Raw genomic sequence first — 14,670 nt, 5'->3', positions numbered from 1 at the left:
CGGGACTCAGTACAGCTTCTCGGTGTTGCCGTCGACCGCGAGGGCCTGGCCGTTGACGTTGCGGGCCAGGTTGCTCGCGGCGAAGGCGGCCATGTTGGCGATGTCCTCGGCCTCGATCAGCCGTCCCAGCGAGGACTGGTTGTGGTACAGCTCGGAGACCTGTTCCTCGGGCAGGTCGAGCATCTGCGCCTTGGCGGCGATGACGGCGTCGATCCGGGGGCCGTTGACGGCGCCCGGGCAGATGGCGTTGACCCGGATCCGGTCCGGGCCCAGCTCGATCGCGAGGGTCTTGGTCAGCCCTACGACGGCCCACTTGGACGCCGAATACGCGCTGCGGCCGGCCATGCCGAGCCGGCCGGCGGCGGAGGAGAGGTTCACGATCGAGGCGTCGGTGCCCTGCCGGAGCAGCGGAAGCGCGTGCTTGATGCAGTAGAACTGGCCGTGGATGTTGACGTCGAAGGTGGCCTTCCAGGCGCCGGCGTCGAGGGTCTCCAGCGGGCCGGTGGGCCCGGCGATCCCGGCGTTGTTGACCAGCACGTCCAGGCCGCCGAGTTCCGCGGCCACCGTGTCCATGAGTTCGCGGACCTGCGCTTCGTCGGAGACGTCGCTGACGGCGGCCGAGAGCCCGTTGACCTGCGCTTTCTCGACGGCGTCGGGGTCAATGTCGGTGACGAAGACGCTGGCTCCGAGGTCCTTGAACTTGGTGGCGATGGCCAGGCCGATGCCGTTGGCACCGGCGGTGACCAAAACGCGTTTGGCGGTGAAATCCATGACTTTTTCCTTGCGGTGGGGAGTGGGACCGTTCCGCCGGCCCTTGGGGGCGGTACCGGCGGAACGGAGTGTGGGAGGCCGGCTAGTGGGCGGCGGGGACGGTGTCCGGGGTTTCGGTGCCCCGCTTGAGCAGCAGGGACAGCAGTGCCCCGACGATGCACACGGCCACGATGAACCACAGGCCCGAGAGCTTGGAGCCGGTGGCGTCCTGCATGAAGCCCATGACGTAGGGGCCGAGGAACCCGCCGAGCAGGCCGATGGTGTTGACGAAGGCGATGCCGCCGGCCAGGGCGGAGCCGCTGAGGCGCGTTGCCGGGTAGGTGAAGAGGATCGGCTGCAGGGCGAAGAAGTTGAATGCGGCCAGGCAGAAGCCGATCATGCCCAGCAGCGGACCGCCCACGGCGCCGAGGGCAAAGCCGGCGATGATGCCGGTCATGGTTCCGGTGACCAGGAGCCGGGAACGCTTGGCGTCGGTGGCGAACCGGGGCAGCAGCAGGGCTCCGGCGGCGGAGAAGATCCACGGAATGGACGTCAGCAGGCCGATCTGCAGCGGGTTGAGCTTTCCGTAGGTGCCGATGATGGACGGCAGGAAATAGGACAGGGCGTAGACGGCGATCTGGTGGGCGAAGTAGACGCCGACGACCAGCAGGATCTGCTTGTCCTTCATGGCGTCGAGGAGCCGGTGGTTGCCGGAGGCTTCCGCGCCGGCCTTCTCCTCGGCTGCGATCCGGGCCTCGAGGTCGGCGGCTTCTTCGGCGGTGAGGAAGGTGGATTTGCTGGGCCGGTCCGGCAGCTTCTTCCAGACGACGTAGGCGAGGACGCAGGCGGGAAGGCCCTCCACCAGGAACATCCACTGCCAGCCGTGCAGGCCGGCGAAGCCGTCCATGGTCAGGAGCAGGCCGCCGAGCGGGGCGCCCACGATGTTGGCGATCGAGACGCCGAGCAGGAACATGCCGTTGGCCTTGGCGCGGTCCTTGACCACGAACCACTGGGTGAGGAAGTACATGACGCCGGGGAAGAGCCCGGCCTCGGCGATGCCGAGCAGCATCCGCATGATGTAGAACGACCATTCGCCTTGGACGAAGGCCATTCCGGCGGAGATCAGGCCCCAGGTGATCATGATCCGCATGATCCAGAAGCGTGCGCCAACCTTGTGCATGATGAGGTTGGACGGAATCTCGGAGAGGGCGTAGGTCAGGAAGAACAGGCCCGCTCCGATGCCGTACGCGGTAGCGGAGATCCCGAGATCGATCTCGAGGCGGTCCTTGGCCATGCCGATGTTGGTGCGGTCCAGGAACGCCATGATGTAGGCGCCGATGAGCAGCGGCATGACCCTGCGGAGGATGACGCCGTTGATTTGTTGCGGTGTACGCATCGTCGTTGGTGCGGAAACAACTGACATGGTTCTTCGTCCTTGAATTGGGGTCAGGTTGATGGGACGCCGGGCAGCCGGAGGGCAGCCCGGATACTGGCTGGTGGTGCGGGGTGAACGGGAAGGAAGGTCAGACACCCGCCGGTGGGCAGCCGCAGGTGCGGCCGACGTGGAGCCGGTGGGGGCAGACCAGGGAGGTGTAGCTGCGGGACGGGGCGTCGATGCGCTGCAGCAGCATGGCGAAGGCCTCCTGCGCCATGTCCTGCTGCGGCTGGACGATGCTGGTGAGGTTGATCAGTCCGGAGCGGCTGTGCGGCAGCCCGTCGCAGCCGGCCACCGCCACATCCTCCGGGATGCGCAGGCCGCGTGCCATCGCATACTCCATGACGCCAATGGCGAGTTCGTCGCTGCCGCAGACCACGGCGCGCGGCGGGTTGCCGCCGGCGAAGAGCCGTTCGGCGGCCAGGCGGCCGCCTTCGTTGTTGACGCGGGTGCTGATTTTCCGGTCCCCGCTGATGACGACGCCGGCGGCGGCCGCCGTGCGGACGAACGCCTGCTCCCGGGCCAGCGACGCCGTCGAGACGCGCGGTCCGATCACGGTGGCGATTTCCGTGTAACCGTGGCCCAGCATGTGCTGCATCAGCTCGGTCGCGGCCGCGTCGTCGTCGATGCCGACGAAGTCGGCGTCGAGGAAGTCGGCCCGCCGGGACAGGCAGACGTAGGGGATGCGTGCGGCCCTCAGGGTTCGGAGGGCGCGGGCATCGTCCCGGAGTGAGGCGGCGAGGATGACGCCGTCCACCGCGCGGTTGGCGAGGGTCGCCGTAACCTGGGCCAGGATCTCGGGGTCGTCCTGGGTGGTGGCCACGAAGACTTCATAGCCGGAGTCGGCCGCGGAGGAGATGACCCCCTGGGCCCAGCGCGGGAACATCGGGTTGATGATGTTCGGAAGGATGAGTCCCACCACCCGGCTGCGCTGCAGGTCCGTGGACTGCGAGGACTTACGGGGTCTGAAGCCCAGCTCGTTGGCCACGTGGATGATGTGGCGGCGGGTTTCGGGGGAAACCCCGGCCTTGCCGTTCAAGACGTAGGACACCGACGCGGCGGACACGCCGGCGGCCCTGGCCACCGCCGCCGCGGATACCGGCGAAAGAGGGCGATCCGCGGATGCTGTGAGAGTGCGGTCCTGCATCACGGGCCTCCTTCACTGGTGTTGGCGTGATGTGACGTCAGTTACGCTATTTTGCCGCTTGAGCGTTAAGCAACGTTAAGTTGCCCCCGGCACTCCTCAGCGCCCGGCCTACAAGCCGGGGAGGGTCGTTAGCAGCCCCTCCCGGGCGAAGACCTGCGCACCCTCGGCCGTCAGGCGGATCGAGCGCGGATGGGATCCCCGCCTCAGCCACCCGTGCTCCAGCGCCGTCGTCACCAGGAGGTCGGGCAGGATTCCGGCGGCGTGGTCGAGCCGCTCGGTCCAGTCGAGGCAGGGCCGGACGAGCGGGCGGGACGGGCGTGCCGGGAGTTCGATCCCCAACGAGCGGGCCCACGCGTGTCCGGCGTCCGTGAGATCCCATCCAGTGGGAGTGACCAGCCCCGCGCGCCGCCAGTCCAGGGCCAGCGCAACCCCCAGGGCTCCCGCGAGATGGCCGTAGCAGGTCCGGCCGTGCTGCAGTTCGGCGTCGTTCTTGTGCTCCCGGTAACCCGAGGCGGCCGGGCGGCTCGCCGGGGCCAGGGCGATCAGCGCCTCAATCGACCCGGCGACGGCGGAGTTCTTGAGGCGTACGTAGCGGTGCCTCCCCTGCCGGACCTCCTCGAGCAGGCCGGCGTCCACCAACTGATTGAGGTGCGCCGTGGCCGTGCCCCGGCTGATGCCGGCGCTCGCGGCCATCTCGGCCGCGGTCCGGGCGCGGGTGTCCATCAGGGCCACGAGCATGGTTGCCCGCGACGCGTTTCCCATGGCCTGGGCAATCGACGCGAGATCCTCGGCCCACTGTGACGGCATCCTTCGATCTAATCACGGGCACGGTTTGGCCGGCGGCGAACTGTCCAGCGGTGAGGATTGACCCATGTTCAGCACCATTACGCCCGGCGCCCATTACTTCGGCTCGCTGGTGGCCCTCCTGACCACCGAGAATCCCGACGGCAGCACCAACATCACGCCCATGTCATCGGCGTGGTCGCTGGGGGACCACTTCGTCCTCGGCCTGAGTTCGCTGCACCAGGGGTTCGCCAACCTCATCCGGACGGGCGAGGTGGTTCTGAACCTCCCGGACGAGGCCATGGCCGGCAGCATCGAGCGCATCGCCATGACCACGGGCTCGCCGGAGGTCCCCCGGGAAAAGGCCGGGATGTACCGGTCGGAACCGGATAAGTGGTCCCTGGCAGGGTGGACGCCGATGCCAAGCGAGACAATGGCACCGCAGCGCATCTCCGAAGCCCCCGTCCACATCGAGGCGGGCCTGGAGAACGCCTGGCCGCTGGATGAGGGCCTGCACGCGGTCCAAGTCCGGGTCCGCCGGGTCCATGCCCGGCATGACCTGGTGCTCGATTCCGGCCGCGTCGATGTCGCGGCATGGTCGCCGGTGTTCTATACCTTCCGGCACTACTTCGGGCAGGGCAGACACCTCGGGGAAAACCGCCGGGCCGAGCAGCGGTTTCCCGGCCGGGGCCGCCCCCGCGCGGTAGGCGGGGGTGCGGGGAACCTGCGCCCCTAGACAGCGGTTTCGCCGTGGGCAAACATGGAGCCACAGAGGGTCTGGAAAAAGTTGAGCGGGGTACACTCAACTTAGCAATCAGTCCCACCCGGAAGGAGCTCTCTTTGGACGCCAAATTCACCACCAAGAGCCAGGAGGCTCTTTCGGCTGCAGCCATGAACGCCTCGACGGCCGGCAACCCGCAGCTGGAGCCGGCGCACCTGCTCAAGGCGCTCATGGACCAGCGCGAGGGCGTCGCCGTCGCGCTGCTGCGCGCCACGGGCACGGATCCGGATGCCGTCAGCGTCCAGGCGAGCTCCGCCATCAAGGCCCTCCCGTCCACCTCGGGCAGCTCGGTGCAGCAGGCCCAGCTGTCACGCACCGCCATGCAGGCGATCAAGAACGCCCAGAATGAGGCCGAGCGCCTCGGCGACACCTTCGTCTCCACCGAGCACCTGCTGCTGGGCCTCGCGTCCGGCAACGACGACGTCGGCCGGCTGCTGCGTGAGGCCGGCGCCTCCCACGAGGCGCTGCTCGCCGCGCTGCCCGGGGTCCGCGGCGACCGCAAGGTGGACAACGCGGACCCGGAGAACACCTTCCAGGCCCTGGAGAAGTTCGGCACGGACCTGACCGCCGTCGCCCGCTCCGGCAAGCTGGACCCGGTGATCGGCCGCGACGCCGAGATCCGCCGCATCATCCAGGTCCTCAGCCGCCGCACCAAGAACAACCCCGTGATCATCGGCGAGCCCGGCGTCGGCAAGACCGCCGTCGTCGAGGGCCTCGCCCAGCGCATCGTCGCCGGCGACGTGCCCGAAAGCCTGCGCGGCAAGACCCTGATCGCCCTGGACCTGGCCTCCATGGTGGCCGGGGCCAAGTACCGCGGCGAATTCGAGGAACGGCTGAAGGCGGTCCTGGAGGAGATCAAGAACTCCGAGGGCCAGATCGTCACCTTCATCGACGAACTGCACACCGTGGTGGGCGCCGGCGCCTCCGGTGACAGCTCGATGGACGCCGGCAACATGCTCAAGCCCATGCTGGCCCGCGGCGAACTGCGCCTGATCGGTGCCACCACGCTGGACGAATACCGCGAGAACATCGAGAAGGACCCGGCCCTGGAGCGCCGCTTCCAGCAGGTCTTTGTCGGCGAGCCGAGCGTCGAGGACACCATCGGCATCCTCCGCGGCCTCAAGGAACGCTACGAGGCCCACCACAAGGTCTCCATCGCCGACTCCGCCCTGGTGGCCGCCGCGACCCTCTCCAACCGGTACATCTCCGGCCGCCAGTTGCCGGACAAGGCCATCGACCTGGTGGACGAGGCCGCCTCCCGGCTCCGGATGGAGATCGACTCCGCGCCGGAGGAAATCGACCAGCTGCAGCGCCAGGTGGACCGGCTGACCATGGAGGAACTGGCCCTGACCGGTGAGACCGACCCGGCGTCGGTGGAACGGCTGGAGGCCCTCCGGGCGGACATGGCGGACAAGAAGGAAGAGCTCGCCGGCCTGAACGCGCGGTGGGAGTCGGAGAAGGCCGGCCTGAACCGCGTGGGTGACCTGCGCGCCCGGCTCGATGAGCTGCGGTCCGCCGCGGACAAGGCCCAGCGCGAGGGTGACCTGGAGGCCGCCTCCCGGATCCTCTACGGTGAGATTCCCGCGCTGGAACGGGAACTGACGGCCGCCGCCGAGGCGGAGGCCGCCGTGCCGGACAAGTCCGGGCAGATGGTGGCCGATGAGGTGACCGCCGACGACATCGCCGAGGTCATCTCCGCCTGGACCGGCATCCCCGCCGGCCGCATGCTGCAGGGCGAGAGCCAGAAGCTGCTGGAGATGGAGCATGTCCTGGGCGAGCGGCTGATCGGCCAGGCCAAGGCCGTCACCGCAGTGTCCGACGCCGTCCGCCGCGCCCGCGCCGGCATCAGCGACCCCAATCGGCCCACCGGCTCGTTCCTCTTCCTGGGCCCCACCGGGGTCGGCAAGACCGAGCTGGCCAAATCCCTGGCCGACTTCCTCTTCGATGACGAGCGCGCCATGGTCCGGATTGACATGTCCGAGTACTCGGAGAAGCACTCCGTGGCCCGGCTGGTGGGTGCCCCTCCGGGCTACGTCGGCTACGAGGAAGGCGGCCAGCTGACCGAGGCCGTCCGCCGCCGGCCGTATTCCGTGCTGCTGCTCGACGAGGTGGAGAAGGCCCACCCGGAGGTCTTCGACATCCTCCTGCAGGTGCTCGACGACGGCCGTCTCACCGATGGGCAGGGCCGCACCGTGGACTTCCGCAACGTGATTCTGGTGCTGACGTCCAACCTTGGCAGCCAGTTCCTGGTGGATCCGACCCTGGACGCCGCCGCCAAGCGGGACGCCGTCATGGCCACCGTGCACGCCTCCTTCAAGCCGGAGTTCCTGAACCGGCTTGACGAGGTGGTGCTGTTCGACCCGCTGACCGTGGAGGAACTCGCCCACATCGTGGAACTGCAGGTCAAGGAGCTGGGCGAACGGCTCAAGGGCCGGCGCCTGACCCTGGAGGTCTCCGAGGGGGCCCGCGCCTGGCTGGCCGTCACCGGCTACGATCCGGCCTACGGCGCCCGCCCGCTGCGCCGGCTGGTGCAGCGCGAGATCGGCGACCGGCTGGCCAAGGCCATCCTCGCCGGGGAGATCGCCGACGGCGACACTGTGGTGGTGGACACCGCCCCGGACCTGATGGAGCTCACGATGGGCGGCCCGGACGTCTCGGCCCGGCCCGACGGCGGCGCCTCCACCGGCAGCGGGCTCTCGGTCCGCCGCAAGGACTAGTGTCGTGGGAGCAACCCGGCCGGACCGCTACGGTAGCAGGGACTCCATGATGACGTTCCCGGCGTCCGAGGCGGCGTAGCAGTCCACCCGCCGGTCTCCCGTACCCCAGCTCGATGAGCTGGGGTACGCGAGTTTGTAGCTCAGGGCGTAGTTGCCGGACTTCTCGGTCAGCTGCGCGGCCTTGCAGGCGTCCAGCGCTTTCTGCTTCAGCACGTCCCGGCCGGGGTAGGCGTCCGAGGCGGCGTAGGACTCGACCTGGATCAGCTGCGCCGAATGCGCGGTGTCGCACGCGACCACGGTGGATTTGGCGGCGTTGGCGTCGAAGTCCTTGAAGCAGTCGCCCAGCCGGTAGTCCAGCGGGCTGACGTTCTCCAGCGGCAGCGCTCCCCGCTCGGCGGTGGGGGACGCGGAGCTGCCGGCGGGCGCGGGCGCACCCGAGTCCCGGGAGCCGCCCGCCAGCGCGGCGATCCACCAGATGAGCAGTGCCAGGACGACGACGGCGGCGACGCCGGCGATCAGCTTTGTCCGGCCGGGGCGGCGCACGGCTGCCGTGGCCCGGGCCGCGAGGCCGCGGGCCTTGGCGACGGCGCCCGAGGCGCGGAGCTGGCCCATCCGGTCGGAGAGCAGCTGCCCCACCTGTCCCGTGGGGGAGGTGCGGCGGGTGCGGTTCGTTGCGGTCTGCGGGTCCGGTTCGCCGGAGGGGGAAGCTGCGGCAGGGACCCTGGCGAATGAGGACGTCGGCGGGGCGGCGGGCCGGGGCGGAATGACAGTGCCGAAGGGGGCGCGGGGCGCCTGGGGTGCCCCGCCGCCGTCGGCGTTCACCGGCGGAACCGCGGGGTTACGGGCGTCGCCGTCCCCGGCCGTAGCGTCGCTGTCCGGCTTTTCGCTCACTCGGAACCCACCTTTTCAGTACATCTGGCCAGCCTGACGGTCCGGCTGGGCCCCGCTGGTGGGAGGCCCATCAGGAGACTCTATCGAATATGCCACGAAGGTTACGTTCCGGTAACCTCGCGCGTGCGTGGCGGAGAAGGCCGGGGAAGTGCCCTTAGCCTCCGCCGGCAAGCGGTACCTGCCGAAAGCATGTAATCTAGGTGTACGACAAATTGACCAATCATTCCGGGGCCTCACCGATCGCCAAGGTGACCACCTCCGGTCCAAGTACAAAAGGGGGTCACGCCATGGGGCGCGGCCGTCAAAAGGCAAAAGCTACCAAGCAGGCTCGGGACATCAAGTACTACTCCCCGAACACTGACTATTCCGCCCTGCAGCGCGAGCTGACGGGCCCGGGAAGTCGTCCCTCGAGCCACTTCGCGGATGAACCGGTTGAACCGGATTATTCGGCTTACGTGGATAAGTACGCGGACGATGTGGAAGAAGACGACGACGAGGTTGACACCCGTCGCATCGGCTAGTCGTTCCCTTTCCGGCGCGGTCCTTGAGCGCCGGACGTGATTTTCAGCCCGCCGGGCGCATCCCTACTGGGTGTGCCCGGCGGGCTTTCGCATGCCCTCACCGATTCCCGTTGCCGGGACCGTTTGAAAGGAGCCAGCATGGCGTTTCATAAGGCCTACGCCCCGGGCGAGGTGTGCTGGGCGGATCTCCAGACCCCTGACGTCGCGGCGGCCAAGGAGTTCTATGGCGCGCTGTTCGGCTGGCGCTTCGAGGACCTGCCCACCCCGGACGGCCGCAGCTATGCCAAGGCGTTCCTCGGCGGAGACCTGGTGTCCGTGATTGCCCCGCAGAACCCGGCGCAGGGCCAGTCCGGTACCCCGGCCCAGTGGAACGTGTACTTCGCCGTGGACGACGCCGCCGGGCTCGCCGCGGACGTGCCGCACACCGGAGGTGCGGTGGACTTCGGCCCGGAAGCGGTGGGTGACACCGGCACCATGGTCTTCTTCACCCCTCCCAGCGGAGGCACCACCGGAGCCTGGCAGCCCGGCACGCACATCGGGGCCGCCCGCGCCGGTGAGGCCGGGGCACTGTCCTGGGTGGAGCTCCTCACGCCCGAACCGCAGCGCGCCGTCGGGTGCTTCCAGACGCTCTTCGGCCACGAGGTCACCGAGTACCCGCAGGACGACGGCGGCACCTACACCACCCTGATGGTCGACGGCGTCGAGGTGGCCGGGATCGCCACCGTCCCGGCCGCCGAGAAGCACCTGGACCCGGGCTGGCAGGTGTACTTCGGCGTCGACAGCGTCCCCGCGGCCGTGGAAGCCGCCCGCGCCGCCGGCGCGACCGTCCTGGTCGAACCCGAAGAGGGCGAGGACGCCGGCGCCATCGCGACCATCATGGACCCGCAGGGCGGCGTGATCAGCCTGCTGGAGGTCTAGGCCCCTCCGGACGCGGACCTCACGGCCTCCACGCTTAAACACCACGGGCGCTCCCCACGATGGTGGGAAGCGCCCGGACGGTGGTTCAGTAACTAGCCGGCGTACGCGTTGACCATCCGCACGGCGCCGCCGTCGACGCCCTTGGCGCCCTGGACGTAATCCGGGCCGGACTTGTCGATTGAGTCGGAGTTCTCCCCGACGGTGCCCATGACCCAGGACGGCAGGCCGCGGGCGTTCAGGTGGGCCACGGCGGCGTCGGCGGCTTCGGGGGAGACGATCGCGACCATGCCGACGCCCACGTTGAGGGTCCGTTCGAGGTCGGCCAGCGGGACGTTGCCCAGCTCGGAGACCAGCTTGAAGATGGCCGGCAGCTGCCAGGTGGCGCGGTCCACGGTGGCCAGCAGGCCCTGCGGGAGGACGCGGGCCAGGTTGGCGGCCAGGCCGCCGCCGGTGACGTGGCTGAAGCCGTGGACACCCTTGGGACCGTTGACCGGGAAGGTGCGGGCCAGGTCCAGGCAGTCCGCGGCGTAGACGCGGGTGGGCTCCAGCAGTTCCTCGCCCAGGGTGCGTTCGAACTCGGAGACCTCGCGGTCCAGCGCCCAGCCGGCGTGGTTGATGACGCGGCGGACCAGGGAGTAGCCGTTGGAGTGCAGGCCGGAGGAGGCCATGCCGATCACCACGTCGCCGGAGCGGACGCGGTCCGGGCCCAGCAGGGAATCGGCCTCGACCACGCCGGTCGCGGCACCGGCGACGTCGTACTCGTGCTCGCCCAGCAGGCCCGGGTGCTCCGCGGTTTCGCCACCCACCAGGGCGGTGCCGGCCACCGAGCAGGCGGCGGCGATGCCGCGGACGATGTCCGCGATGCGCTCGGGGACCACCTTGCCGCAGGCGATGTAGTCGGTCATGTAGAGCGGTTCGGCGCCCACCACGACGATGTCGTCCACCACCATGCCCACCAGGTCGAAGCCGATGGTGTCGTGGATGTCCATGGCCTGGGCGATGGCGACCTTGGTGCCGACGCCGTCGGTGGAGGTGGCCAGCAGGGGACGCTGGTAGGTCAGCAGCCGGGAGACATCGAACAGGCCGGCGAAGCCGCCCACCCCGCCGATCACGGAGGAGTTGTGCGTGGCCTTGACGGCGTCCTTCATGAGTTCGACGGCGCGGTCGCCCGCTTCGACGTCGACGCCGGCGGAGGCGTAGGTGATGCCGGGGGTTCCGGCGTCGTTGGTGTCAGCGGCCGGGGAGGCGGAAGTCATACTGGCTCTTTCTTGTCGGCATCAAGCTGGTCGGCGGGGACGCGGTCGGCGTCGGTGAGCAGTCCTTCGAATTCGGCATCCGGGCCCGGGTCGCAGCCGGTGGCGCCGGCCTTCTCCGCCGGGTCCTCGCCGACCGGGATGGCGGCGTCGGCGTCGGCCGTGGCTCCGGAGGTGGCGCCCGGGGTCCCGGGGGTGGCGGCCATGGCGGGCAGGCTCTTGGCTTCCGTGCGCTCGAGCAGGTTCTTGCCGAGCTTCTCCGCGCCGGGGAGCTCGATCGGGTACTTGCCGGTGAAGCAGGCGGTGCAGAGGCGTTCGCGCGGCTGCCGGGTGGCGCCGATCATGCCGTCCTCGGAAATGTAGGCCAGCGAGTCCGCGCCGATGGCCTGGGAAATTTCCTCGATGGTGGCGCCGTTGGCGATCAGCTCGGCCCGGGAGGCGAAGTCGATGCCGTAGAAGCAGGGCCACTTGACCGGCGGGGAGGAGATCTTCACGTGCACGGCGGCGGCGCCGGCCTCGCGGAGCATCCGGACGATCGCGCGCTGGGTGTTGCCGCGGACGATCGAGTCGTCCACCACCACCACGCGCTTGCCGCGGATCACGGACTCAAGGGCGTTGAGCTTGAGCCGGATGCCGAGCTGGCGCAGGGTCTGCGACGGCTGGATGAACGTGCGGCCCACGTAGGCGTTCTTGACGAAGCCGTGCGCGAAGGGGATGCCGGATTCCTCGGCGTAGCCGACGGCGGCGGGGGTACCGGATTCCGGCACCGGGATGACGATGTCCGCTTCCTGGGTGTTCTCGCGGGCCAACTGGCGGCCCATCTCCACACGGGATTCGTAGACCGAGCGGCCGGCAATCGCGGCGTCGGGACGGGCCAGGTAGACGTATTCGAAGACGCAACCTGCCGGCGTCGCCTCAGCGAAGCGCTGGGAGCGGACGCCCTGTTCGTCGATGGCGATGAATTCGCCCGGCTCGATCTCGCGGATGAAGCTCGCACCCACCGTGGCGAGGGCGGACTGCTCGGAGGCGACCACCCAGCCGCGCTCCAGCCGGCCGAGGACCAGCGGGCGGATGCCGTAGGTGTCGCGGGCGGCGTAGAGGGTGCCCTCGTCCATGAAGACGAAGCAGAAGCCGCCCTTGATCTTAGGCAGCAGTTCCAGGGCGGTCTCTTCGAGGGACTTGCCCTCCTCGCCCTCCAGCAGGGCGGTGACCAGGGCGGTGTCCGAGGTGTTGCCCTGCTTCATCTCACCGGTCAGCTGGCCGCCGTTGCGGTCCATGATCATGGCCTTGAGCTCGGCCGTGTTGGTGAGGTTGCCGTTGTGGGCCAGGGCCACCGTGCCGGTGGCCGTCGCACCGAGGGTGGGCTGGGCGTTGGCCCAGTGGCTCGCGCCGGTGGTGGAGTACCGGCAGTGGCCGACGGCGAGGTGCCCGGTCAGGGTGTTCAGCGTGGTCTCGTCGAAGACCTGGGACACGAGGCCCATGTCCTTGTAGACGTTGATCCGCTTGCCGTCGCTGGTCGCAATGCCAGCCGACTCCTGGCCACGGTGCTGCAACGCGTACAGCCCGTAATAGGTGAGTTTTGCTACCTCTTCGCCGGGAGCCCAGACGCCGAAGACGCCACATGCGTCCTGCGGGCCTTTTTCGCCAGAGAGAAGGTCATGAGAAAGTTTTCCGTCGCCGCGTGCCACTGGTCGATTATCTCACGTTGAGTGGGGGTGCCGCTCCGAGGGGATCGAATGTGACCCCTCGGGGGATGAGGGGCCCTTTCGTTGCCTGCCTAGGCGCGGTCTTCGTCATCGGTGTCCGGCACCGAATCGGGGACGGATTCGACGACGGCGCGCTCGGACCGGCGCACGCTGACCCGGTCCAGGATCAGCGCGACGATGGCGCCGACAATCGCTCCGCCGGCGATGCAGAAGGTCAGGAAGAACCCGAAGACGGCGTTGGCGTCGTAGCTCTGGTCGCTGGTGGGGATCCCGTAGGCGATCACCGCGGCCACGACGATGCCCAGCAGGCCGCCCGCGATCAGGAACGGGACGTACTTCGGAGCGCGGCGGACGGTGACGGATCGGCGTTCGGGCGCTACGGGGGTGTCTTCGGGAGCCATGCCTTTAAGCCTACTGTCCTCCGGCCGGTGCGGATCCCGCGCCGATACCGGACCGGCGCGGCCCGGACCCGGGGTGCGCCCGTCCGTTTCGGCAGCGGGAAAAGGGACCCTAGCGTGCGACGGTCCCGGGGAGCAGACTGGTCTGCGGGGGAGGGTGCGGTCCGGACTGTGAGGAAAGCACCATGTCAGTCTCCGCGGAGAACCTCCGGGATCAGCAGCGGGTCATCTGGGACTCCTTCGCCGCCGGTTGGAAGAAGTGGGACGCGGAGGTGCTCGGCTGGCAGGGTCCATTCGGCGACGCCGTCCTCGACGACGCCCGTTTGGGCCCGGACTTTGCGGTGCTGGACGTGGCCGCCGGAACGGGTGAACCCGGCCTGACCGCCGCCTCCCTTGTTCCGCGGGGCACCGTGGCGCTGACGGATATTTCCGCCGGGATGCTGCACGTAGCGGAGGAGAAGGCCGCGGCTGCGCGGCTGGGAAATGTCAGTTTCACGGTCTGCGCCGCGGTGGACCTCCCATTTCCGGATGCCTCGTTCGACGCCGTCCTCTGCCGCTTTGGGTTCCTGTACTTCCCGGACCTTCGGGCAGCCCTGGCCCGGATGGTGCGGACGGCCCGGCCCGGTGCCCGGATCAGCGCGGCGGTGTGGGGCCGGGCAGCGCAGAACCCCTGGGCGACCCTGGTCCTGGGCTCCCTCGCCCAGCATGCCGGCCTGATGCCGCCCCCGGTCTGGATGCCGGGAGTGTTCCGTTGCTCCGCCCCGGGCTTCCTGCCGGCCCTGTTCCGGGATGCAGGGCTGGTGGACGTGACGGAGCGATCTCTCAGCGCCGACCTGATCCACGAGTCACCGGAAAGCTACTGGCAGTTCATGACGGAGATCGCCACCACGGTATGCCTCGGCCTCGCCCAGGCCGACCCGGAAGCGCAGTCCCTGATCCGCTCCGACGTCTTCCAGATGCTGGGCCGCTACGAACACGAGGGCGCCATCCGCCTGCGCTCGACCGCGACCATCGTCTCCGGCACCCGGCCGTAGCCGGCGGGTGCCTGGCACGAGGCAGCTTGGGTGGGTGCCGGGACCGTGGCCGCGGGGTTTTCGGGTTTCCGCTACGGTTCCGGACCGGCGCGTACCGGGTCCGGGGCGCGCCGGTCCGGAATCGGCGCCGCTGTCCGAAACCGCAGCGGATCTGACCCCAGGTTGGCGGGGCCTCATGGGCCGCACGATCTCAGCCTGCGGCGCGGAACCCGTTCTGTGTCGAGGAAGGCTGCAAACCGTTCCGGACTCGCCAGTTCTGTCCAGGTCCAGCGGATGACCCGGCGGCCGGTGGAGCGGATGCGGTCCTCACGCCGCTTCTCCGCGATCACCACCTCC

13 protein-coding genes are annotated in these 14,670 nt (G+C 69.3%); 5 read left to right on the top strand and 8 right to left on the bottom strand.

What is annotated here, in order from left to right:
- Positions 1 to 6 precede the first annotated feature (6 nt).
- The 4 genes from AB0O44_RS03685 to AB0O44_RS03670 form a co-directional block, all read right to left on the bottom strand.
- Entirely contained in the window at positions 7 to 771 is a 765-nt protein-coding gene (locus AB0O44_RS03685; RefSeq protein ID WP_364134318.1) for an SDR family oxidoreductase, read from the bottom strand.
- A gap of 82 nt (positions 772 to 853) precedes the next feature.
- Positions 854 to 2,173, bottom strand: coding sequence for an MFS transporter (locus AB0O44_RS03680; protein WP_290256342.1), 1,320 nt, complete (start codon positions 2,171 to 2,173; stop codon positions 854 to 856).
- Positions 2,174 to 2,273: 100 nt separating this feature from the next.
- Entirely contained in the window at positions 2,274 to 3,332 is a 1,059-nt protein-coding gene (locus AB0O44_RS03675; RefSeq protein WP_364134315.1) for a LacI family DNA-binding transcriptional regulator, read from the bottom strand.
- 108 nt (positions 3,333 to 3,440) lie between these two features.
- A complete protein-coding gene (locus AB0O44_RS03670; protein WP_290256340.1) occupies positions 3,441 to 4,139 on the bottom strand; it encodes a winged helix-turn-helix domain-containing protein in 699 nt (232 codons plus the stop codon).
- Positions 4,140 to 4,203: 64 nt separating this feature from the next.
- On the opposite strand from AB0O44_RS03670, the gene AB0O44_RS03665 reads away from it, so the two are divergent.
- The gene (locus tag AB0O44_RS03665) at positions 4,204 to 4,851 is read left to right on the top strand and encodes a flavin reductase (protein WP_364134312.1); all 648 of its coding nucleotides are present in this window, start codon (positions 4,204 to 4,206) and stop codon (positions 4,849 to 4,851) included.
- A 104-nt stretch (positions 4,852 to 4,955) separates the two neighbouring features.
- On the top strand, positions 4,956 to 7,613 hold the full coding sequence (gene clpB / locus AB0O44_RS03660) for an ATP-dependent chaperone ClpB (RefSeq protein WP_364134309.1): 2,658 nt from the start codon (positions 4,956 to 4,958) through the stop codon (positions 7,611 to 7,613).
- 27 nt (positions 7,614 to 7,640) lie between these two features.
- On the opposite strand, the gene AB0O44_RS03655 is transcribed toward clpB, so the two are convergent.
- Positions 7,641 to 8,504 carry a septum formation family protein gene (locus AB0O44_RS03655; protein ID WP_364134306.1) on the bottom strand — a complete coding sequence of 288 codons (864 nt, stop codon included), beginning with the start codon at positions 8,502 to 8,504 and terminating at the stop codon, positions 7,641 to 7,643.
- A 287-nt stretch (positions 8,505 to 8,791) separates the two neighbouring features.
- Here AB0O44_RS03655 and AB0O44_RS03650 point away from each other — a divergent pair, with 287 nt between their 5' ends.
- Together AB0O44_RS03650 and AB0O44_RS03645 are read left to right on the top strand one after the other, a co-directional pair.
- On the top strand, positions 8,792 to 9,025 hold the full coding sequence (locus AB0O44_RS03650; RefSeq protein ID WP_290256489.1) for a DUF3073 domain-containing protein: 234 nt from the start codon (positions 8,792 to 8,794) through the stop codon (positions 9,023 to 9,025).
- A 138-nt stretch (positions 9,026 to 9,163) separates the two neighbouring features.
- Entirely contained in the window at positions 9,164 to 9,943 is a 780-nt protein-coding gene (locus AB0O44_RS03645) for a VOC family protein (protein WP_364134303.1), read from the top strand.
- Positions 9,944 to 10,035: 92 nt separating this feature from the next.
- Here the strand turns inward: AB0O44_RS03645 and purM are convergent, their stop codons facing one another.
- From purM to AB0O44_RS03630, 3 genes are all read right to left on the bottom strand, one after another.
- Positions 10,036 to 11,199, bottom strand: a complete 1,164-nt coding sequence (purM, locus tag AB0O44_RS03640) for a phosphoribosylformylglycinamidine cyclo-ligase (RefSeq protein WP_364134300.1) — start codon at positions 11,197 to 11,199, stop codon at positions 10,036 to 10,038.
- Positions 11,196 to 12,884, bottom strand: coding sequence for an amidophosphoribosyltransferase (purF, locus tag AB0O44_RS03635; protein WP_290256334.1), 1,689 nt, complete (start codon positions 12,882 to 12,884; stop codon positions 11,196 to 11,198). The genes purM and purF overlap by 4 nt, the downstream gene beginning before the upstream one ends.
- Positions 12,885 to 12,973: 89 nt before the next feature.
- Entirely contained in the window at positions 12,974 to 13,303 is a 330-nt protein-coding gene (locus tag AB0O44_RS03630; protein ID WP_290256333.1) for a hypothetical protein, read from the bottom strand.
- A 182-nt stretch (positions 13,304 to 13,485) separates the two neighbouring features.
- Between AB0O44_RS03630 and AB0O44_RS03625 the strand changes: the two genes are divergently transcribed.
- Entirely contained in the window at positions 13,486 to 14,334 is an 849-nt protein-coding gene (locus tag AB0O44_RS03625) for a methyltransferase domain-containing protein (protein WP_364134296.1), read from the top strand.
- Positions 14,335 to 14,670: the final 336 nt, after the last annotated feature.

The sequence above is a fragment of the Arthrobacter sp. NPDC080082 genome, from assembly GCF_040686595.1.
In the GTDB taxonomy this organism is placed as follows: domain Bacteria; phylum Actinomycetota; class Actinomycetes; order Actinomycetales; family Micrococcaceae; genus Arthrobacter.
Note: the sequence above shows the minus strand (reverse complement) of the source record. Positions and strands in the feature narration are given on the sequence as shown.